Raw genomic sequence first — 20145 nt, 5'->3', positions numbered from 1 at the left:
GATGGCCGACACCGGAAGAACGACAGATCGGACTTGTAGATGAAGCGCATCGGAGTCGACGTCGGTGGCACGTTCACCGACCTCGTGCTGTGGGACGACGACGGCACCGTGACGGTGCACAAGACGCCCTCGACCAACCACGACCCCTCGATCGGGACCATGGACGGGATCGCGGTCCTGGCCGCGCAGGCCGGGATCGATCCCAGCGAGATCGAGATGTTCTTCCACGGCACGACCGTGGCGACGAACATCGTGCTCGAGCACAACGGCAGCGACGTCGGGATGATCACGACCGAGGGTTTCCGGGACCTCCTCCACATCGCCCGCAAGAAGCGCCCCCTCAACTACTCCAACTACCAGGACCTCCCCTGGCAGAAGTGGCAGCTCGTGCCGCGGCGCAACCGCCGCGTCGTCCCCGAGCGCATCGACGCCGCCGGCACCGTGCTCACCCCGCTCGACGAGGACGCCGTGCGCCGCGAGGTGCGGCTGCTGCGCGAGCGCGGCGTCGAGGCGATCGCGGTCGCCTTCCTGCACGCCTACCGCAACCCCACCCACGAGCAGCGGGTCAAGGCCATCATCGAGGAGGAGTATCCCGGCGTGTTCATCTCGCTCTCGAGCGAGGTCGCGCCGCAGTACCGCGAGTACGAGCGCTTCTCGACCACCGCGCTCAACGCCTTCATCGGCCCCAAGACCTCGAGCTACATCGACAACCTGGCGGGCAAGGCCAGGAGTGCCCGAATCGGCGAGGACGTCCACCTGATGACCTCGGCCGGCGGCCTGGTCACCTCGCGCAGCGCCGCCGACGTCCCGGTCTCGCTGCTCACGAGCGGCGTGATCGCCGGCCTGCTCGGCGGCTGCGCGATCGGCAAGGCCTCGGGCTTCCCGAGCGTCATCACCCTCGACGTCGGCGGCACCTCGGCCGACGTCGGCGTCGCCCCCGACGGCAGGCTGCGCATGAAACACCTCCTCGACACCCGCATCGGCGACTACCACGCCATGGTGCCGATGGCCGAGGTCGACACCATCGGCGCCGGCGGCGGCTCGGTGGCCATGGTCGACGAGGGCGGGATGTTCCGCGTCGGCCCGCGCAGCGCCGGCGCCACACCCGGCCCCGCCTGCTACGACCGCGGCGGCACCGAGCCGACGTCCACCGACGCGATGGTGGTCATGGGCTGGCTGCGCGAGGACAGCTTCCTGTCCGGCTCGATGACGGTGGTGCCCCAGCTGGCCGAGGACGCCGTGCGCGAGCAGGTGGCCGACAAGCTCGGCACCAGTCTCGAGCAGGCCGCGATGGGCATCTTCACCATCCTCGCCCACTCGATGACCGAGGCGATCAGCCTGCACTCGGTGCGCAAGGGCTACGACCCGCGTGACTTCTCCCTCGTCGCCGAGGGCGGCGCGGGCCCGCTTTTCGCCTGGCAGATCGCCGAGCAGCTCGACATCCCGCGGGTCGTCGTGCCGGGCCACCCCGGCATCACCTCCGCGGTGGGCCTGCTCACCACCGACATCCGCTACGAGGTGCCCACCACCGTGTGGACCTCCTCCGACGACGCCGACGTCGACCTGATCCGCACCGAGATGGACCGGCTCGCCGCCGAGGCCACCGAGCAGCTGCGCGCCGACGGTGTCTCCGACGACGACATCAGCCTCGAGCGCAGCGTCGACTGCCGCTACCTCGGCCAGGGCTACGAGCTGCGCGTCGCCGCGCCCGACGGCGAGATCGACGCCGAGTGGGTCAAGCGCACCGCCGAGGCGTTCCACGAGGTGCACGGGCGCACCTACTCCCAGCGCTTCGACGACAAGGCCGTCCAGCTGATCAACATCCGGGTCACCGGCGTGGGCGCCGTCCCGCACGTGCGCATCCCCGAGATCGAGCAGGGCGGCGCCGACGCCTCCCACGCGATCAAGACCACCACCCGCGCCCTGTTCTGGGAGCGCGGCTCCACCGAGCCGTCGTGGCACGAGACCCCCGTCTACCGCCGCGAGGAGCTGCTCGCCGGCAACACCTTCGCCGGTCCCGCCATCGTCGAGCAGTTCGACTCCACCACGATCGTCGGCGTCGGCCAGCAGGCCACCGTCGACGCCGTCGGCCACATCATCATCGAGAGGGCTTCCTGATGTCCAAGGCACCCATGCCCATCACCGGCGTCTCGCTCGCCGGCGAGGCCACCCGCACCTGGAACGACGTCGAGGTCGACCCGATCACGCTGCGCGTCATCGGCGGCGCGCTCGACTCCATGGCCAAGGAGATGGCCCAGGTGCTCTACCGGATGGCCTACTCCAGCCTGATCCGCGAGGCCGAGGACCTCGGCGCCGGCATCTTCGACGTCAACGGTCGCGAGCTGTGCGAGTCCGACTCGACGCCGATGCACTGCGGTTCGATCCCCGCCTACATCCGCGGGATCAACCGTCGTCTCGCCGGCACCTACCAGCCGGGCGACGTCGTCCTGCACAACCACCCGTACCACGGCGCGGCCCACTCGCCCGACTACGGCGTCGTCATCCCGATCTTCTGGGAGGGCGAGCACGTCGGCTTCGCCGGCTGCACCGGCCACGTCTCCGACATCGGCGGCAACTTCCCCGGCCTGTGCATGGACGTCGTCGACGTCTGGGCCGAGGGCAAGCTGATGGACTCGATGAAGATCTACGACGCCGGCGTCCGCAACGACATGCTGATCCAGCACATCCTCGACAACGTGCGCACCCCCGAGCAGAACCGCGGCGACCTCGAGGCCCTCATCGCCGCCTCCCGGATCGGTGAGAAGCGCTTCGTCGAGCTGCTCGAGCGCTACGGCCTCGACGTCGTGATGAGCGCCAGCGAGCGCTGGATGGACTACTCCGAGGAGATGTTGCGCGCCCGGATCCGGGCCATCCCCGACGGCAGCTACGAGGCGCCCCTCGGCTACCTCGACGACGACGGCAAGAACCGCGGCGTCCCGCTCAAGGTGGCCGTGCGTGTGCAGGTGGAGGGCGACGACGTCCTCGTCGACCTGACCGGGTCCAACGACCAGGTGCCCACGGCGTTCAACGTGCCATTCGAAGGATCCGTGCTGCCGGTGGCGGTCAGCGCCATCCGGACGATCCTGCTCGACGAGGACGTCATCGAGGGCTACGTGCCGCAGAACGACGGCTGCTTCCGTCCGGTGAAGGCCTACGCGCCCGAGGGCACGATCTTCAACCCGGACTTCCCGGCCTCGTGCTTCGCCCGCTTCTCCCAGGTCAACCGGGTCTTCGACTCGATCAACCTGGCCCTCGCCCCGGTGCTGCCCGACCACGCCATCGCCGGCTCGTCGGCCGCCCTGTGCGCCATCGCCTACTCGGGCCTCGCCGACGACGGCCAGTCGTACTGGGTCTACATCGAGATCAACGAGGGCTCCTACGGCGGTCGCAACGGCAAGGACGGCATGGACGCCGTCGACTCGCTGATGGCCAACACCCGCAACAACCCGATCGAGGAGCTCGAGCTCAACCACGCCATGCAGGCGCTGCGCTACGAGCTGCGCGACGAGTCCCCGGCCCCGGGCCAGTGGCGCGGCGGCATCGGCAGCGTGCGCACGTGGCTGATGCAGACCGACACCTTCCTGGGCTCCGAGGCCGACAACCGCAGCGACGCCCCGGCGGGCGCGCTCGGTGGCCACGACGGCGTGTCGGGCTCCTTCGTGCGCAACGTGGGCACCGACCGCGAGGAGGTGCTGTTCTCGAAGGTCACCCAGGAGGTGATCCGCGAGGGCGACACCCTCACCATCCAGATGCCGTCCGGCGGTGGCTTCGGCGACCCGTTCGAGCGCGACGCGTTCGCCGTCCTCTCCGACGTGTGGGACGAGTACCTCACCGCCGAGGAGGCCGCACGCGACTACGGCGTCGTCGTCGACACCACGACCTGGACCGTGGACGACGACGCCACGGCGCGGCTGCGCTCCGCGCGGGTGCCGGCCTGAGCGCCGTCCGCGGGGGGAGCCCGGCCTGGGCTCCCTCCGCCGACGCACTCCGCGTCGACGCGGAGCTGAACTCGGTCATCACGTGGGTGCCGCCGACGCCGCCCAGCGGCACCGGGCCGCTGGACGGCGTGACCGTCGGGGTGAAGGACAACATCGAGGTGGCCGGCGTCCGCTCGACCTGCGCGTCGGCCTTCCTCGCCGACCACGTCGCCGAGCACGACGCGCCGGTCGTCCGGCGGCTCCGCGAGGCCGGCGGCCAGGTCGTGGCCACGCTCAACCTGGCCGAGTTCGCGGTCGGCGTCACCTCCCAGAACTCCGCCGCGGGTGGGCCCCGCAACCCGTGGGACCCGCGGCGGGTGCCCGCCGGGTCCAGCGGCGGATCGGGCGCGGCGGTCGCCGCCGGGCTGGTCGACCTGGCCCTCGGCACCGACAGCGGCGGCTCGGTCCGGCTCCCGGCCTCGGCCTGCGGCATCACCGGGCTGCGCCCCACCGCCGACCTCGTCGACACCACGGGCGTCTACCCGGTCAGCGCCGACTTCGACACCGTCGGCCCGATGGCGCGCACCGTCGAGCTGGTCGAGCGCGCCTTCCACGTGCTCACCGACCTGCCGCGCCGGCCGCGGGCCCGGACGTCGGTCGTGGGGGTGCCGACCCGCTTCGTCACCGACGACGTCGACCCCGCCGTCCGAGCCGCCGTCGAGGCGATGGTCGAGGTGCTGCGCACGCTCGGCTACGACGTGCGCCCGGTCGACGTCCCGCAGGCGGAGAAGGCGCAGGCCCACGTCTACACGCTGCTCTACTCCGACCTCGCCGACGTGCACCGCGAACGCCTGCGCACCGACCCCGGGCTCTTCCAGCCCGCCACCCTCGAGCGGATCCGGGTCGGCCTCGGCATCGACGCCGACGACCGGCGTCGCGCGATGTCGGCGCGGAGCGACTTCCGGGCCGGTCTGCGCGGGGTCTTCGAGGAGGTCGAGGTCGTCGTCACGCCGACGATGCCGGTCGACGTCCCGTTCGTCGACGAGCGTCACGGCGTCCTGGAGCAGTCGACCAGACTGGGTCAGCTCTCCTACCCGTGGTCGCTGCACAGCGGGCCGACCCTCGCCGTCCCGGTGGGCTTCCACCCAGGCTCGGGCATGCCGATCGGGGCGCAGCTCACCGCCGCGCACGCCGACGAGGCGGCCCTGTTCGCGATCGGTCGTGCCTACCAGGACGCGACCGACTGGCACCTGCGTCGACCGCCGATCTGCGTGGCCTGACGTGGTCGAGCCGGCTCGATCAGCGAGGAGCCGGCTCGTCGGGGAAGAGGTCCATCTCCTTGTAGGCGTCGCTGAGCAGGTCGAGGTGGCGCCGCATCTCGCTCATGGCCGTCATCGAGTCACCTGTCTCGATGGCGGTCATGATGCGTCGGTGGTCGGCCTGCGAAGCCGTCCAGAAGTCGTCGCCGGTGCGTCCGCGGGCGAAGCGGCCGCGCAGCACCCGGAAGACCGGCGCGCAGACCAGCTCGAGCATCGGGTTGCCCGTCGCCTGGAGGATCTGCATGTGGAACTCCTGGTTGCCCTCGTAGGTCGTCGAGGCCTCCGGCACCTCGATCGCCGCCCGCATGCCGGCCAGCTGGTCGTCGGTGCGCAGGTGTGCCGCGACGCCGGCCGCGTGCACCTCGGTCAGGAGCCGCACGTCCATCAGCTGGTCGACGGTGACCGTGCGGGCGACCGTCATGAGCGCCACGCTGTTCTCGACGTGGGCCGTGAGCCGGCCGATGTCGGGGACGGCGACGAAGGTGCCGCCCGTCGTGCCGCGGGTGGTGACGACGAGGTTCTCGCTGGCCAGGATGCGGGTCGCCTCGCGGATCGTGCTCCGGCTGAACCCGTGCTGCTCCATCAGCTCGGCCTCGCTCGGCAGGCGCTCGCCGGGCGACAGCTCGCCCGAGAGGATCCGGCTCCGGATGCCCTCGGCGACGACCGCGTAGGCCGGTTGCTTGCCGCTGCTCGTCATCGGTCGATCACGGCCCGAGTCTAGTGTCGCGCGCGGGCAGCAGTTCCCCGCGCGGCCGGGAGGACCACGTCCGCGGACGCGGCCGGTCATACCTTCGGACACGACTTGTCGACGATGGTCTGAACCCTCGTCCGCGTCCTTGCTCGTGCCGTAGGGGCATGTTGTCGGCTGGGCGACATGTCCGCCCCCAGTGCTCCCACCCCGATCCGCGCCGCGGCCGCCGGTGCCGTCGAGGCCCGCAAGACCTACGGCAAGGGCGAGGCCGCCGTCCACGCCCTCGCCGGTGTCTCGGTCGCCTTCCCCGCCCACGAGTTCACCGCGATCATGGGACCCTCGGGCTCCGGCAAGAGCACGCTCATGCAGTGCGTGGCCGGTCTCGACCGGCTCACGTCGGGCCAGGCGTTCATCGGCGACGTCGACATCTCGCGGCTCGACAAGAACCAGCTCACGCTGCTGCGGCGCGACCGGCTCGGCTTCATCTTCCAGCAGTACAACCTGATCCCCTCGCTGAGCGCCCGCGAGAACATCCTGCTGCCGCTCACCCTGGCCGGCACCGACCCCGACCCCGCCTGGTTCGACCAGGTGGTGCACACCGTCGGCCTCGGCGACCGGCTGAAGAACCTGCCGAGCCAGCTCTCCGGCGGCCAGCAGCAGCGCGTCGCCGTCGCCCGGGCCCTCGTGCCGCGGCCCGACATCGTCTTCGCCGACGAGCCCACCGGGGCCCTCGACTCGCGCACCGGCATCGAGATCCTCGGCTTCATGCGCCGCGCGGTCGACGACACCGGTCAGACGATCGTCATGGTCACCCACGACCCGCACGCCGCGTCCTACGCCAACCGCGTGCTGTTCCTGGCCGACGGCCAGATCGTCGACACGATGGAGGCCCCGACCGCCGACCGCGTGCTCGACCGCATGAAGCGGTTCGAGGGCTGAGGCGGCGATGTTCAGGCTCGCCCTCAGCAGCGTCCGGCACAGTCTCGGCCGCTACCTCGCGACGTTGGTCGCGATCATCGCCGGCGTCGGGTTCTTCACCGCCGTCAGCGTCGTCTCCGACGGCGTCATCGACTCCCTCGAGGGCAACGTCGACGACCAGTACGGCAACGTCGACGTCGCCGTCGTGGCCGACGACGGCGGCTCGGCCACCAACGACGTGGCAGCCAACCCGCTCAAGGTGCCCCAGGCGACCGTCGACGAGCTGCTCGACCTCGACGGCGTCGAGGCGGGCGCCGGCGTCCTGACCTCGCCCGTCGCCTTCGCCGGCGACGACGGCAAGCCCTTCGCCACCGGCACCACGGGCCGCCTGTGGGTCGAGGACGACGAGCTCAACCCGATCGACGTCACCGAGGGCGAGGCGCCGCTGGCGCCCGGCCAGGTCGCCGTCGACCGCGGCCTCGCCGACGACGAGGACCTCGCGGTCGGCGACGAGCTGCCGCTGCTCACGCTCGCCGGACCGCAGGACGTGACGATCGTCGGCATCACCGAGTTCGGCGACTCCGACGCCGTCGACCCCGGCGGCACGATCTCGATCAGCCCCGACGACGCCTTCGACTGGCTCAGCTCGGGCACCCGGCAGTACGACTCCTACTACCTGCGCGTCTCCGGTAGTCCGGACGACGTGGTGTCTGCCGGAAGTGACGTCGTCCCCGCCGGCTTCGACGTGCAGTCGGGCGACGAGTTCCGCGACGACCAGCGCGCGGCGACCGGCGGGTTCGCGAACAACCTCAAGATCGGCCTGCAGGGCTTCGCGGTCCTCGCCCTGCTCGTGGGCGGGTTCGTCATCTACAACACCTTCAGCGTGATCGTCGCTCAACGGCTGCGCGAGCTCGCTGTGCTCGCCGCGATCGGCGCCACGCCGAAGCAGCTGAAGCGGTCGTTGCGGGCCGAGGGCCTCGTGCTCGGCGTCCTCGGCTCGCTGCTCGGCGTCGCCGCCGGCTACGGCCTGACCCTGCTGCTCGAGGCGATCCTGCAGGCGACGGGCAACAGCCTGCCCGGGGGCCTGTCGTTCAGTGCCACCAACATCGTCTCCGGCGTGCTGCTCGGCACGATCATCACGCTGCTGTCGGTCATGTCGCCGGCCCGCAAGGCCGGGCGCACCGAGCCGATGGAGGCCATGCGCGAGGCGGCGGTCGAGCCGCCCCGGCCGAGGAAGGTCCGGGCGCTGCTGGCCGTCGTCCTGCTCGGACTGGGGCTCGCGGGCATGCTCACCAGCGGCAGCCTCGCCGTCGTCGGGGCGTCCGCGGTGGCCGTCATCGCGTCGGTGTTCGTCGGCGCGCCCTACCTCGCGCTGATCGGGGCGGCCGTCGTCCGCCCGCTGTTGCAACGACGCGGCATCGAGGGCCGGCTCGCCGTCGACAACTCCGTGCGCAACCCCAGGCGCACCGCGACCACGGCCAACGCCCTCCTGGTCGGCGTCTTCCTGGTCACCTTCGTCGCGGTCGCCGGCGCCAGCCTGCGCGACTACGTCGTCGACGAGGTCAACGACCTCCAGTCGGCCGACTTCATGATCAGCACGACGGGCGGCGTGGTCGACGATGACCTCGTCTCGCAGCTCGACGACGTCGACGGCGTCGAGCAGGTCGTGGCGTTCCAGCGCCAGCCCGTCGTCATCGACGGGGCGGCCTCGACCGCGTCGTCCGGCGACCTGGCCGCGTTGCGCGAGGTGTCCGGCTTCGACATCGACGAGGGCAGCCTCGACGACCTCGCCCCCGGCACGATCGCCGTCCTCGACGACGGCGAGGGCACGCCGTCCGTGGGCGACACCGTGCCCGTGGGCAGCGCCGAGGGCGAGACGGTCGACCTCGAGGTGGTCGCCGTGCTCGTGCAGGGCCAGGACACCCTGCAGACCGGGGCGCTGATCGCCCCCGAGACCTTCACCGAGATCGTCGGCGACGCCCCGCCGACCATCGCCTTCCTGGCCCTGCAGGACGACGTCGGCGACAGCCGCAAGGACGACATCGAGGACGGCATCGAGGCGATCACCGACCAGCGCCCCGACCTCACCGCGATGTCGGGCAACCTGCTCGGCGAGCTGATCGGCACGATCATGGACTTCCTCATCCAGGCCGTGACCGGGCTGCTGCTGATGAGCGTCGTGATCGCCCTCATCGGCATCGTCAACACGATGTCGCTCTCGATCCTCGAGCGCCGCCGCGAGCTCGGCCTGCTGCGCATCATCGGCATGACCGACAAGCGGGTGCGCCGGATGGTGCGCCTCGAGTCGGTGCTGATCTCGATGCTGGGCACGGTCTCCGGCCTCGTGCTCGGCCTGGCGGTGTCGTTGCTGATGGTCATCTCGATCAACCTGCACAGCGACCTGTCGCTCACCCCGAGCGTGCCGGTCGTGCAGCTGGTGACGATCCTCGTCGTCGGCGTCGTGCTCGGCGTCCTCGCGGCCCTGCTTCCGGCCCGGCGCTCCACGCGCATGGAGGTGCTCGACGCGGTGTCGGCCGGCTGAGGTGTCAGGCCCGCCGGCGGATGTCGGCGAGCACCTCCTCGAGGGTGCGCACCGAGGCGTCGTCGAGCTCGCCACCGAACGGGACGACGCGGGTGGCGGGCGCGGCGTCGTCGCCGAGCTCGGGGTGCTCGTGCGGGACGACGAGCAGGTCGAGGTCGGCCGGCACGGCGCCGTCGCGCGGTACGACGACGACCTCGGCCGAGCCGGCGTCGGCGAGCCAGTCGCGCACCTGGTCGTTCTGGTGCTCGGTCGTGTAGCGGACGCCGACCCGCGCGCCGGCGGGCAGCGAGGCGATCGTCATCAGCGTCTGCAGGTGCGGCGTGACGACGACGGCGACGGTCTCGACCGAGCGTCCGCGGGCCCAGCGGCGCACCTCGGCCAGGTGGAAGAACGTGGTGACGAGCAGGTCGCAGTCGGCGGCCTTGTCGTCGAGCTCGGTGATCAGGCTCGGTTCGACGTCGAGGTGCAGGCGTTCGGAGATGTCCTTGGCGAAGGAGGTCGCCCGCTCGTCGTTGCACTCGGCGAACACGACGGCGGGGTGGCCGGCGTGGTGCTGACCGGCGAGGTGGAGGGCGAGCTGGCCGACGTCGTCCGGGCTGAGGCCGAGGGCGACGGCGGCGCGCACGGGCTCGGCGAGCAGCTCGCTCGCCCGGTCGCGCACCGAGGCGAGCGACAAGTCGGCCGCGGCAGTGACCACCGTGCCGGCGGCGCCGCGGGTCTCGATGACGCCCCGGTCGCGCAGCAGCGCGTAGGCCTTGGCGACGGTGTTGCGGTTGACGCCGAGGTTGTCGGCGAGCTGGCGCGCCGACGGCAGCCGCTCGCCCTGGCGCAGCTCGCCGGCCTCGACCAGGAACCGCACCTGCTGCACGATCTGCTGGTAGACGGGCGTGGACGACGAGCCGCTCAGCCGCAGGCCTGCGCTCATGCTCCGCCCCTCCCGACGGGCTCAGCCCGTCACGTCGACCAGTGCCGCCTCGAGGAGGTCGAGGCCCGTGTGCAGCTCGTCGCTCTCGATGGTGAGGGGAGGAGCGAGTCGGAAGATACCGCCCATGCCGGGCAGCTGCAGGATGTTGACGTGCAGCCCGCGCTCGAGGCAGGCGGCGGTGACGGCGCGGCCGAGCTCGTCGGCCGGCATCGCGCCGGCGCCGCGCGGGTCGAGCTCGAGACCCTGCAGCAGCCCGCGCCCGCGGACGTCGCCGACGACGTCGTGCCGCTCCTGCAGGTCGGCGAGCCGGTCGGCGAGCTCGGTGCCGAGGTCGGCCGCGCGGGTGACGAGGTCGTCGCGCGCGACGACGTCGAGCACGGTGAGGGCGACGGTCGCGGCGAGCGGGTCGGAGACGTGGGTGGTGTAGAAGAGGAAGCCGCGCTCGTGGCAGGTCTGCTCGATCTCGGCGGTGGTGAGCACGGCGGCGACCGGCAGCCCGGCCCCGAGGGTCTTCGACAGCGTGAGCAGGTCGGGGACGACGCCGTCGCGCTCGAAGGCGTACATCTGCCCGGTGCGGCCGATGCCGGTCTGCGCCTCGTCGAGCACGAGCAGCATGCCCCGCGACCGGCAGTGCTCGCTCAGCCGGGCGAGGTAGCCGGGCGGCAGGTCGATGAGCCCGCCGGAGGACAGGATCGGCTCGACGAGGCACGCCGCGAGGTTGCCGGTGGACTGGCGGTCGACGAGGTCGAAGCCGAAGTCGAGCTCGGTCTGCCAGTCGTGGCTGCCATCGTCGTGCCGGAACGGCGAGCGGTAGGCGTGCGGCGTGGGCAGCACGAAGGTGCCCGGCGTCGGCGGGCCGTAGCCGCGTCGTCCGGCCGAGAAGGTGGCCGCGGCGGCGCCCGCCGTCATGCCGTGCCACGACCGGTCGAAGGTGACGACCTCCCAGCCGCCGGTGGCCAGCTTGGCCATCTTGAGCGCGGCCTCGTTGGACTCCGCGCCGGTGCTGAGCAGCAGCATGCGGTCGAGCGGGTCGGGCACGGTGGCGGTGAGCCGGTCGGCCAGCTCGACGACGGGCGGGCTGAGCATGCCGGAGTAGAGGTGGGCCAGCTCGCCGATGCCGGTTCCGACCGCGCGGACGACGTCGGGGTGGGCGTGGCCGAGCACGGCGCTCATCTGGCCGGAGGTGAAGTCGAGGATCGCCCGGCCGGAGGTGTCGTAGACGTAGGCGCCTGCGGCCCGCTCGACGAGGTGGGGCGTGAAGTCGCCGCCGTAGCTGACCAGGCGTCGGGCCCACCCGGGCGAGGTGACTGCGCTCATGGCCTAGGACACTAGGCCAAGATTGGCCTAGCATGCCAGGCATGGCATGGAGCACCGCCGAGCTGGCCGACCTGGCCGGCACCAGCCTGCGCGCCGTCCGCCACTACCACGCGGTCGGGCTGCTCGACGTCCCCGAACGCGGCCCCAACGGCTGGAAGCGCTATCGCCTCGAGCACCTCGCCCGGCTGCGCGAGATCGTGCGGCTGCGCGAGCTGGGTCTCTCGATCGCCAAGATCGACGAGCTCGTGCACGGCGGCTCGCTCACCGCGGCGCTCGCCCGGCTCGACGAGCAGCTCGACGAGTCGCTGCGACGGCTGCAGGAGCTGCGCGCGGAGGTGGCCACCCTGGCACGAGCCGGCGTGCACAGCGCGGCGCTCCCCCTGGGGCTGCACGGCATCGACCTCGACGCGCTGAGCACCGCCGACCACTCGTTCTTGGTGCTCGCCGGCTGCCTGCTCGACCGCGCGAGCCTCGACGCGTTCGTCGACCTGCTGCGCGCGGCCTACGCCGAGCCGGCCCTGGTCGCCTTCGACGCCCTCCCGGCCGAGGCCGACGAGGGCACCCGCTCCGCGCTCGTCGAGGCGATGGTCGAGCCGACCCGGCGCGTACGGGCGGCGTACCCGACCCTCGAGGAGCTGGCCGAGCGTGGCTCGACCAACCCCGCGCGGGCCCTGAAGCTGATGCGGGCCGCGCTAGACGAGCAGAACAACGCCGCCCAGCGCGACGTCCTGCGGCGGCTCGAGGCGCGGCTCGCCGCCGGAGGGGCCGAGGTCGCGGCCCGCTGACCGGGCCGGTCGTTGCTCAGGGCTCGACGGTGACCTTGATGGCCTCGCCGGCCTTGACCAGGGCGAAGGCGTCCATGACGTCGTCGAGCTTCACGTGGGCGGTGATGAGGTCCTTGACCGGCACCTGGCCGGTCGAGATGTACTCCAGCGCCCGCTTGTTGTGGGCCGGGGAGGAGCCGTTGGCGCCGTGCACGTGCAGCTGGCGGTAGTGGATGAGGTTGGAGTCGGCCTTGATGAAGGGGTCGTTCTTGGGCAGGCCACCGAAGAACGAGATGCGGCCCTGGCGCGCGGCCATCGAGATGGCCTGCTCCTGGGTGACGTTGGCCGGGGTCGCGGTGATGATGACATCGGCGCCGCGGCCACCGGTGAGCTCCATGACCTTCGCGACGACGTCCTCCTCGGCCGAGTTGATGACGTGGTCGGGCTGCACGGCGTCGGCCGACATCTTCAGGCGCTCGGCGTTGATGTCGACCAGCACGACCGTGCCGACCTTGTGCACGCCGCGGGCGATGCGGATGTGCATGCAGCCGATGGGGCCGGCGCCGAAGACGACGGTGAAGTCGCCCTCCTCGATGCCGAGCTGCTCCTGGGCGTTGATCGCGCAGGCGAACGGCTCGGCGGCCGAGGCCTCGTCGTAGCCGACGTTGTCGGGGATCTTGTTGAGCCCGTCGACCTTGAGCACCTGCTTCGGCACGATCATGTACTCGGCGAAGCCGCCGTCGTACTGGTAGCCGACCGAGGTCTGGTTCTGGCAGACCTCCATCCAGCCCTTGGTGCACTCGTGGCACTCACCGCACGGGACGGCGGCGATGACCTGCACGCGGTCGCCGACCGAGAAGTCGCTGCCGTAGGTGGCGTTGACGTCGGCGCCCACCTCGACGACCTCGCCGGCGATCTCGTGACCGAGGGTGCGCGGCGGCGTCAGGTTCTGGTGGCCGTTGTTGTAGATCTTGACGTCGGTGCCGCAGGTCGAGCAGTTCCTGACCTTGAGCTTGACCTCGTCGGGTCCGCAGGTGGGCTCGGGCACGTCCTCCAGACGAACGTCCTCGGGGGCGTAGAACCGCAGGGCCTTCATGGTGTCTCCTCGGATCGGGTACTGCGCCGGTACGGCGTCGTACGGGCGGTGCTCGCACCGTAACGCGGAGACCCCCCTGGTTGGCAACATGCCCGAATATGTTGGATTGACCCCTTGACCTGCGGCGTCTCTCAGGAATATAAAGGCGTTCAAAGATCCGTATGACGTCCCTCACAGGGATGGTCCCGGAAGCACCCCGTCGGACACGACGGCCAGGGAGGACTGCGCATGACCACCACCACCCACGCGGAGCGATCGGCACCGTCCGCGCGCGTACGCGTCCAGCGCTTCGGGACGTTCCTGTCCAACATGGTGCTGCCCAACATCGGCGCCTTCATCGCCTGGGGCCTGATCACCGCTCTGTTCATCGAGACCGGCTGGATCACCACCATCGGCAAGGACATCTTCGGCTACAACGGCGGCTACGGCTTCGTCGAGGAGCTCGGCGGCTGGGGCAAGGGGGCCGACGGCGGCATCGTCGGCCCGATGATCACCTACCTGCTGCCGCTGCTCATCGGCTACACGGGCGGCCGGATGACCTACGACGACAACATCCGCGGTGGCGTCGTCGGAGCGATCGCGACCATGGGCGCCATCGCCGGTGCCTCGGTGCCGATGTTCCTCGGTGCGATGGTCATGGGCCCGCTCGGCGGCTACACGATGAAGCGCCTCGACGCGCTGTGGGCGCACAAGATCCGCCCCGGCTTCGAGATGCTGGTCAACAACTTCTCCGCCGGCATCTGGGGCGGCATCCTCGCCGTCCTCGGCTTCCTCGTGGCCGGCCCGTTCGTCGAGCAGTTCAGCAAGGGCGCCTCCAACGTCATCGACACGCTCGTCAACAACAACCTGCTGCCGTTCACCTCGATCTTCATCGAGCCGGCCAAGGTCCTGTTCCTCAACAACGCCGTCAACCAGGGCATCCTGACCCCGCTCGGCACCTCCGAGGCCCTCGAGCAGGGCAAGTCGGTGCTGTTCCTCCTCGAGGCCAACCCCGGCCCGGGTCTCGGCCTCCTGCTCGCCTTCACGTTCTTCGGCAAGGGCGTCGCCAAGGCCTCGGCCCCCGGCGCCGCGCTCATCCAGTTCGTCGGCGGCATCCACGAGATCTACTTCCCCTACGTGCTGATGAAGCCGATCCTCATCGTCGCCATGATCGGCGGCGGCATGACCGGCATCACCGTCAACGTCGTCTTCGACTCCGGGCTCCGCTCACCGGCCTCGCCGGGCTCGATCATCGCCGTCTGGGCCGCCTCGCCCGGCAGCAGCTTCGTCGGCGTCACGCTCTCGGTCATCGCCTCCGCGGCCGTCACGTTCCTGATCGCCTCCTTCCTGCTCAAGATCGACAAGAGCGAGGAGGGCGACCTGGCCGAGGCCGCCGCCCGCATGGAGGCCACCAAGGGCAAGAAGTCGTCGGTCACCGGCGCCCTCCTCGGCTCGGCCACGACCGCCGGCCCGATCCGCTCGATCGTCTTCGCCTGCGACGCCGGCATGGGCTCCTCCGCCATGGGCGCCTCGGTGCTGCGCAAGAAGATCCAGGACGCCGGCCACTCAGGCGTCACCGTCGTCAACAAGGCGATCTCCAACCTCAACGACGACCCCGACCTCGTCGTGACCCACCAGGACCTCACCGACCGGGCCCGGTCGAAGTCGCCGTCTGCCGTGCACGTCTCGGTCGACAACTTCATGAACAGCCCGCAGTACGACGAGATCGTCGCCATGATCGACCGCACGAACGGTGCCGCCGCGGCCCCCGCGGCCGACCCGCTGGCCAAGACCGAGCCCGCTGCCGAGCCCGCTGTCGAGCCCGCGCACGACGTCCTCGACCCCGAGTCGATCGTGCTCGGCGGCACCGCCCGCTCGCGGGACGACGCCATCTCCGAGGCCGGCCGGCTGCTGGTCGCCGCGGGTGCCGCCGACGAGTCCTACGTCGCGGCGATGCACGAGCGCGAGACGTCGGTCTCCACCGCCATGGGCAACGGCCTCGCCATCCCGCACGGCACCAACGACGCCAAGGCCGCGGTGCGCCGCACCGGTCTGTCGTTCGTGCGCTACGACGAGCCGCTCGACTGGAACGGCAAGCCGGTGCGCTTCGTGATCGGCATCGCCGGCGCCGGCAACGACCACCTCGCCCTGCTCGGGCGCATCGCCAAGGTCTTCGCCGACAACGAGCAGGTCGCCCGCCTCGAGGCGGCCAGCACGCCGGCGGACGTGCTCGACGTCCTGGGCCAGGTGCAACCCGCCTGAGCTAGGAGTCACCCCACCGACTCGCCCACGCGGGGCGCCCACCGGCGCCAGCGGAGGGCCTCCGAGGGGGGAGCGCAGCGGGGTCCGACCTTCGGGTCGGGCCCCGTTTCGGCGTGCCCCGGGGCTGTGGGGTGGTGGTCCTGACCGAGCGATCGCGCGGAAAGGACCACGGGCCGGGCCTCGCGGTGGTCCTGATCGAGCGATCGCGCGGAAAGGACTACGGGCAGGGGCGCGACGGGTTCGACGGTGGCACTGACAGCGCGATCGCGCGGAGAGTGCCGCCGGTGGGCTCGGTTGCCGGTACTAGCAGCGCGATTGCGCGCAGGGTGCCGCGGGAGGGCCCGGTTGCCGGTACTAGCAGCGCGATTGCGCGGAGAGTGCCGCCGGTGGGCTCGGTTGCCGGTACTAGCAGCGCGATTGCGCGCAGGGTGCCGCGGGAGGGCCCGGTTCGCGGTACTAGCAGCGCGATTGCGCGCAGAGTGCCACTGAAAGGCCCGGTCTGCGGTACCAGGAGCGCGATCGCGCGGAGAGTGCCGCGATGGAGACCGGAACCCGAGCGGCGGACGAGCCGTGCCGCGCCGGCTCAGCCCAGCAGCACCTCGGCGGCGGCCGCGCGGGCGGCGGCCGGGTCGGCGGCGGCGAGGGCGGCCTCGGCGGCGTCCTCGCACTGCTGGTGCGTCACGGTGGCCAGGCGGGCCCCGACGGGCTTCACGGCGGCCGCGGCCATGGACAGCGAGGTGATGCCGAGCCCGGCGAGCACGCAGGCCAACAACGGGTCGGCGGCGGCCTCGCCGCACACGCCGACGGGCTTGCCCGCCGTCCGGCCGGCCTCGGCGGTGATCGCGACGAGCTGCAGGAGCGCCGGCTGCCACGGGTCGGTGAGGTGGGCCAGGTCGGTGGCCATGCGGTCGGCGGCCATCGTGTACTGGGTGAGGTCGTTGGTGCCGATCGAGAGGAAGTCGACGGCCTCGAGCATCCGGTGCGCGAGCAGCGCCGACGACGGGATCTCGACCATGACGCCGGCCTTCAGCCCGCGCTCGCGGACGGCCTCGCCGAACGCGGCGGCCTCCTGGACGGTGGCGACCATCGGCGCCATCACCCACGTCTCGGTGCCGGTCTCCTTCGCCGCGGCCGCGATCGCGTCGAGCTGGCGGTCGAGCAGGCCGGGGTTGTCGAACGACAGGCGCAGGCCGCGGACGCCGAGAGCCGGGTTCTCCTCGCCGTCGTGGGTCGCGAAGGCGATCGGCTTGTCGGACCCGGCGTCGAGGGTGCGGACGACGACGTAGCGGTCGGCGAACGGGCGCAGCGCGGCCGCGTAGACCTCCGTCTGCTCCTCGACCGACGGCTCCTCGGTGCGGCCGAGGAAGCACAGCTCGGTGCGGAACAGGCCGACGCCCTCGACGGGCCCGTCGGCCGACTTCTCCGACGACGGGCCGTCGGCCACGTTGGCCAGCACCTTGACGGCGGTGCCGTCGGACAGGCGGCCGGGGCCGGTCCAGGAGGCGACGGCCTCGCGCTCGACCCGGTCGCGCTCGACGCGCTGCTCGGCGTCGTCGGGGTCGGGGCCACGCTCGATGGTGCCGACGGCGCCGTCGACGAGCACCTGCTCGCCGGAGCTCAGGCCGAGGGCGCCGGCGACGCCGACGACGCACGGGATGCCGAGCTGGCGGGCGATGATCGCGGTGTGGCTGGTCGGGCCGCCGCGCTCGGTCACGAGCGCGAGGACGACGGCCGGGTCGAGCCCGGCGGTGTCGGCCGGTGCGAGGTCCTCGGCGACGAGCACGGACGGCGCGTCGGGCACGGGGACGCCGGGCTCGGGCTCGCCGACGAGGCGCGCGACGACGCGGCGCTCGATGTCGCGCAGGTCGGTGGTGCGCTCGGCCATGAGGCCGCCCATCGACTCGAAGACGCCGACGAACTGCTCGATCGCGGCGTGCACGGCGTCGAGCAGCGGCTGCTGGGCGAGGTTGGTCTTGACGGCGCCGCGCAGGCCCTTGTCCTTCGCGAGGCCGGCGCTGGCGGTGAGCACGCCGGCGGCCGAGCCGTGCGCCGAGGCGGCGCGTGCCGTGAAGGCCTTGGAGACCGCGGCGGCGGCGTCGTCGTAGGCCGCCAGCGCCTCGTCGGCGTCGTCCGGCGCGCGGTAGCGCGCGACGGCATCGGGGTCGAGGTCGGTGCGGGCGACGAGGACGGGCCCGTGGGCCACGCCCGGGACGACGGGGGTGCCGGTGAGCGCGTCGTGCTGATCCGTGACCATGGTCACGTATTCAACGCCGAGAGCCTTGACAAGTCAACACATTCGGGCATAGAACCACATATACGCAGATGTAGTCCCCGTCACGACGCCCGAGAGCGAGGTGCCATGTACGCCGAGGAACGGCAACAGGCTATGGCCGAGCTCGTCGCCGAGCACGGACGGCTCTCCGTGAGCGACCTCGCCGAACGATACGACGTCACCACCGAGACCGTCCGTCGCGACCTGTCCACGCTCGAGCGGATGGGGCTCGTGCGCCGGGTGCACGGCGGCGCCGTGCCGGCCCGGGCGCTGGCCGTCATCGAGTCCGCGCTCACCGAGCGCGACCAGGCCCACCCCGCCGAGAAGGACCGCATCGCGCGCGCCGCCCTCGACCTCCTCCCGCCGGCCGGTGGCAGCGTCCTGCTCGACGCCGGCTCCACGACGTCGCGCCTCGCCGCCCTGCTGCCCCGCGACCACCGGCTCACCGTGTTCACCCACGGCGTCCCGGTCGCCGCCCGACTCGCGGCGCTGCCGCACATCGAGCTGCACCTGCTGCCGGGCCGCGTGCGGTCCACCACCCAGGCCGCCGTCGGCGCCGACACGGTCGCGATGCTCTCGCGCCTCAACGCCGACGTCGCCTTCCTCGGCACCAACGCCGTCACCGTGGCGCAGGGCCTGTCCACCCCGGACGCCGACGAGGCGGCCACCAAGCGGGCCATGGTGCGCGCGGCCCGCGAGGTCGTCGTCGTCTCCGACGCCAGCAAGATCGGAGCGGAGTCCCTCGTGCAGTTCGCATCGCTCGACGACGTCGACGTGCTCGTCACCGACGCCGAGGCCGGCGAGGCCGACGTCCAGGCCCTCGAGGCTGCCGGCGTGACGGTGGTGCTCGCATGATCGTCACGCTCACCCCCAACCCGAGCCACGACCGCACCGTCACCCTGGCCGGCCACCTCGAGCGCGGCGCCGTCCAGCGGGCCACCTCGGTCACCTCGCAGGCCGGCGGCAAGGGCGTCAACATCTCCCGCGCCGCCGTCACCGCCGGCATCGAGACCCTCGCCGTGCTGCCCGCGCCCGACGACGACCCGTTCGTGCTCGAGCTGCGCGCGGCGCACATCGACTGCCTGCCCGTGCCCACCGACGGCGGCGACCTGCGGGTCAACATCACCGTCACCGAGCCCGACGGCACCACCACCAAGCTCAACTCGCCCGGCCCCACCGCCACCCCCGACGTGCTCGCCGGCCTCGCCGACGCGCTGCACGACCGCACCGGCTCGGCCGACTGGGTCGTGCTCGCCGGCTCGCTGCCGCCCGGCGCACCGACCGAGTGGTACGCCACCCTCGTCGCCGGCCTCGCCGACACCGGCGCCCGCATCGCCGTCGACACCAGCGACGGGCCCCTCCAGGCACTCGTCGACCGCCTCGAGGTCGCCGCGCCCTCGCTGATGAAGCCCAACGGCCACGAGCTCGCCTCGTTCACCGGCCACGACGGCGACGCGCTCGAGGCCGACCCCTCGGCCGCCGCCCGGGCCGCCGCCGAGCTCGTCGGACGCGGCGTCGACGCCGTCCTCGTCACGCTCGGCGCCCACGGCGCCGTCCTCGTCACCGCCGACGGCGCCTGGCACGGCACCCCGCCGCCCACCGAGGTCGTCAGCACCGTCGGCGCCGGCGACTCCAGCCTGTTCGGCTACCTGCTCGCCGACCTGCGCGACCTCCCGCCGGCCGACCGCGTCGCGCTCGCCGTCGCCTACGGCAGCGCCGCCGCCGGCCTGCCCGGCACCACCATCCCGACGCCCGACCAGGTCGACCCCGGTCGCGTCGTCGTCCAGGCCCTCGACGTGACCACCGGTCGCGGCTGAGAACGCACCACCCATCCACCGAGAGGAACACCATGCCCAGCCAGTCCGTCGTCGTCGGCTCCGCCCAGGGTCTCCACGCCCGCCCCGCCCAGCTCATCGCCGAGGCGGCCGAGGGCCTCGGCTCCGAGGTGACCATCAACGGCGTCGACGCCTCCTCCGCGCTGATGCTGATGACCGTGGGTGCGGGCAAGGGCGACACCGTCGAGGTCGCCGGCGACGACGACGCCGCCGTCGCCAAGATCGCCGAGATGGTCGCCTCCGACCTGGACGCTGGTTGACGGCGCTGGCTTCGCCTCACGCGTGGCGCGCCGCCTGAAGAGGCCGTC

General features: G+C 72.0%; 15 protein-coding genes. 10 read left to right on the top strand and 5 right to left on the bottom strand.

Annotation, left to right across the window (positions count from 1 at the left end; genetic code table 11):
* The first annotated feature begins 39 nt into the window (after positions 1 to 39).
* The 3 genes from ABFT23_RS01735 (at position 40) to ABFT23_RS01725 (ending at position 5197) form a co-directional block, all read left to right on the top strand.
* On the top strand, positions 40 to 2118 hold the full coding sequence (locus ABFT23_RS01735) for a hydantoinase/oxoprolinase family protein (protein ID WP_347892125.1): 2079 nt from the start codon (positions 40 to 42) through the stop codon (positions 2116 to 2118).
* Positions 2118 to 3938: a hydantoinase B/oxoprolinase family protein gene (locus ABFT23_RS01730; protein ID WP_347892124.1), complete on the top strand. Its 1821-nt coding sequence runs from the start codon at positions 2118 to 2120 to the stop codon at positions 3936 to 3938. Before ABFT23_RS01735 ends, ABFT23_RS01730 begins: the two co-directional genes overlap by 1 nt.
* Before the next feature lie 86 nt (positions 3939 to 4024).
* Positions 4025 to 5197, top strand: coding sequence for an amidase (locus ABFT23_RS01725; RefSeq protein WP_347892122.1), 1173 nt, complete (start codon positions 4025 to 4027; stop codon positions 5195 to 5197).
* Between the two features lie 19 nt (positions 5198 to 5216).
* Here ABFT23_RS01725 and ABFT23_RS01720 read toward each other — a convergent pair whose 3' ends face one another.
* Positions 5217 to 5933 (bottom strand): FadR/GntR family transcriptional regulator, encoded by a 717-nt coding sequence (locus ABFT23_RS01720; protein ID WP_347892120.1) that lies wholly within the window; start codon positions 5931 to 5933, stop codon positions 5217 to 5219.
* 177 nt (positions 5934 to 6110) lie between these two features.
* On the opposite strand from ABFT23_RS01720, the gene ABFT23_RS01715 reads away from it, so the two are divergent.
* Positions 6111 to 6866: an ABC transporter ATP-binding protein gene (locus tag ABFT23_RS01715; RefSeq protein ID WP_347892119.1), complete on the top strand. Its 756-nt coding sequence runs from the start codon at positions 6111 to 6113 to the stop codon at positions 6864 to 6866.
* A gap of 7 nt (positions 6867 to 6873) precedes the next feature.
* A complete protein-coding gene (locus tag ABFT23_RS01710) occupies positions 6874 to 9387 on the top strand; it encodes an ABC transporter permease (RefSeq protein ID WP_347892117.1) in 2514 nt (837 codons plus the stop codon).
* Positions 9388 to 9391: 4 nt separating this feature from the next.
* Here ABFT23_RS01710 and ABFT23_RS01705 read toward each other — a convergent pair whose 3' ends face one another.
* Positions 9392 to 10312, bottom strand: coding sequence for a GntR family transcriptional regulator (locus ABFT23_RS01705; RefSeq protein WP_347892115.1), 921 nt, complete (start codon positions 10310 to 10312; stop codon positions 9392 to 9394).
* Between the two features lie 21 nt (positions 10313 to 10333).
* A complete protein-coding gene (locus ABFT23_RS01700; protein ID WP_347892113.1) occupies positions 10334 to 11629 on the bottom strand; it encodes an aspartate aminotransferase family protein in 1296 nt (431 codons plus the stop codon).
* 41 nt (positions 11630 to 11670) lie between these two features.
* On the opposite strand from ABFT23_RS01700, the gene ABFT23_RS01695 reads away from it, so the two are divergent.
* Positions 11671 to 12414 (top strand): MerR family transcriptional regulator, encoded by a 744-nt coding sequence (locus ABFT23_RS01695; protein WP_347892112.1) that lies wholly within the window; start codon positions 11671 to 11673, stop codon positions 12412 to 12414.
* 16 nt (positions 12415 to 12430) lie between these two features.
* Here ABFT23_RS01695 and ABFT23_RS01690 read toward each other — a convergent pair whose 3' ends face one another.
* Positions 12431 to 13489: a zinc-dependent dehydrogenase gene (locus ABFT23_RS01690; RefSeq protein ID WP_347892110.1), complete on the bottom strand. Its 1059-nt coding sequence runs from the start codon at positions 13487 to 13489 to the stop codon at positions 12431 to 12433.
* Positions 13490 to 13717: 228 nt separating this feature from the next.
* On the opposite strand from ABFT23_RS01690, the gene ABFT23_RS01685 reads away from it, so the two are divergent.
* Positions 13718 to 15730, top strand: coding sequence for a PTS mannitol transporter subunit IICBA (locus ABFT23_RS01685; RefSeq protein ID WP_347892108.1), 2013 nt, complete (start codon positions 13718 to 13720; stop codon positions 15728 to 15730).
* Positions 15731 to 16313: 583 nt separating this feature from the next.
* Here the strand turns inward: ABFT23_RS01685 and ptsP are convergent.
* Entirely contained in the window at positions 16314 to 17984 is a 1671-nt protein-coding gene (ptsP, locus tag ABFT23_RS01680; RefSeq protein WP_347892107.1) for a phosphoenolpyruvate--protein phosphotransferase, read from the bottom strand.
* A gap of 132 nt (positions 17985 to 18116) precedes the next feature.
* Here ptsP and ABFT23_RS01675 point away from each other — a divergent pair, with 132 nt between their 5' ends.
* The 3 genes from ABFT23_RS01675 to ABFT23_RS01665 are packed head-to-tail and all read left to right on the top strand — an operon-like array spanning position 18117 to position 20097.
* Positions 18117 to 18857, top strand: a complete 741-nt coding sequence (locus ABFT23_RS01675) for a DeoR/GlpR family DNA-binding transcription regulator (protein WP_347892106.1) — start codon at positions 18117 to 18119, stop codon at positions 18855 to 18857.
* Positions 18854 to 19819: a 1-phosphofructokinase family hexose kinase gene (locus ABFT23_RS01670; protein WP_347892105.1), complete on the top strand. Its 966-nt coding sequence runs from the start codon at positions 18854 to 18856 to the stop codon at positions 19817 to 19819. The genes ABFT23_RS01675 and ABFT23_RS01670 overlap by 4 nt, the downstream gene beginning before the upstream one ends.
* Before the next feature lie 32 nt (positions 19820 to 19851).
* Positions 19852 to 20097 (top strand): HPr family phosphocarrier protein, encoded by a 246-nt coding sequence (locus ABFT23_RS01665; RefSeq protein WP_347892104.1) that lies wholly within the window; start codon positions 19852 to 19854, stop codon positions 20095 to 20097.
* Positions 20098 to 20145 lie beyond the last annotated feature (48 nt).

This window comes from Nocardioides secundeburneus (assembly GCF_039939255.1).
Lineage (GTDB): Bacteria > Actinomycetota > Actinomycetes > Propionibacteriales > Nocardioidaceae > Nocardioides.
Note: the sequence above shows the minus strand (reverse complement) of the source record. Positions and strands in the feature narration are given on the sequence as shown.

Coding starts and splice junctions, on each gene's coding strand:
- ABFT23_RS01735 (WP_347892125.1), top strand. CDS start 40: ATGAAGCGCATCGGAGTCGACGTCGGTGGCACGTTCACCGACCTCGTG.
- ABFT23_RS01730 (WP_347892124.1), top strand. CDS start 2,118: ATGTCCAAGGCACCCATGCCCATCACCGGCGTCTCGCTCGCCGGCGAG.
- ABFT23_RS01720 (WP_347892120.1), bottom strand. CDS start 5,933: ATGACGAGCAGCGGCAAGCAACCGGCCTACGCGGTCGTCGCCGAGGGC.
- ABFT23_RS01715 (WP_347892119.1), top strand. CDS start 6,111: ATGTCCGCCCCCAGTGCTCCCACCCCGATCCGCGCCGCGGCCGCCGGT.
- ABFT23_RS01710 (WP_347892117.1), top strand. CDS start 6,874: ATGTTCAGGCTCGCCCTCAGCAGCGTCCGGCACAGTCTCGGCCGCTAC.
- ABFT23_RS01705 (WP_347892115.1), bottom strand. CDS start 10,312: ATGAGCGCAGGCCTGCGGCTGAGCGGCTCGTCGTCCACGCCCGTCTAC.
- ABFT23_RS01700 (WP_347892113.1), bottom strand. CDS start 11,629: ATGAGCGCAGTCACCTCGCCCGGGTGGGCCCGACGCCTGGTCAGCTAC.
- ABFT23_RS01695 (WP_347892112.1), top strand. CDS start 11,671: ATGGCATGGAGCACCGCCGAGCTGGCCGACCTGGCCGGCACCAGCCTG.
- ABFT23_RS01690 (WP_347892110.1), bottom strand. CDS start 13,489: ATGAAGGCCCTGCGGTTCTACGCCCCCGAGGACGTTCGTCTGGAGGAC.
- ABFT23_RS01685 (WP_347892108.1), top strand. CDS start 13,718: ATGACCACCACCACCCACGCGGAGCGATCGGCACCGTCCGCGCGCGTA.
- ptsP (WP_347892107.1), bottom strand. CDS start 17,984: ATGGTCACGGATCAGCACGACGCGCTCACCGGCACCCCCGTCGTCCCG.
- ABFT23_RS01675 (WP_347892106.1), top strand. CDS start 18,117: ATGGCCGAGCTCGTCGCCGAGCACGGACGGCTCTCCGTGAGCGACCTC.
- ABFT23_RS01670 (WP_347892105.1), top strand. CDS start 18,854: ATGATCGTCACGCTCACCCCCAACCCGAGCCACGACCGCACCGTCACC.
- ABFT23_RS01665 (WP_347892104.1), top strand. CDS start 19,852: ATGCCCAGCCAGTCCGTCGTCGTCGGCTCCGCCCAGGGTCTCCACGCC.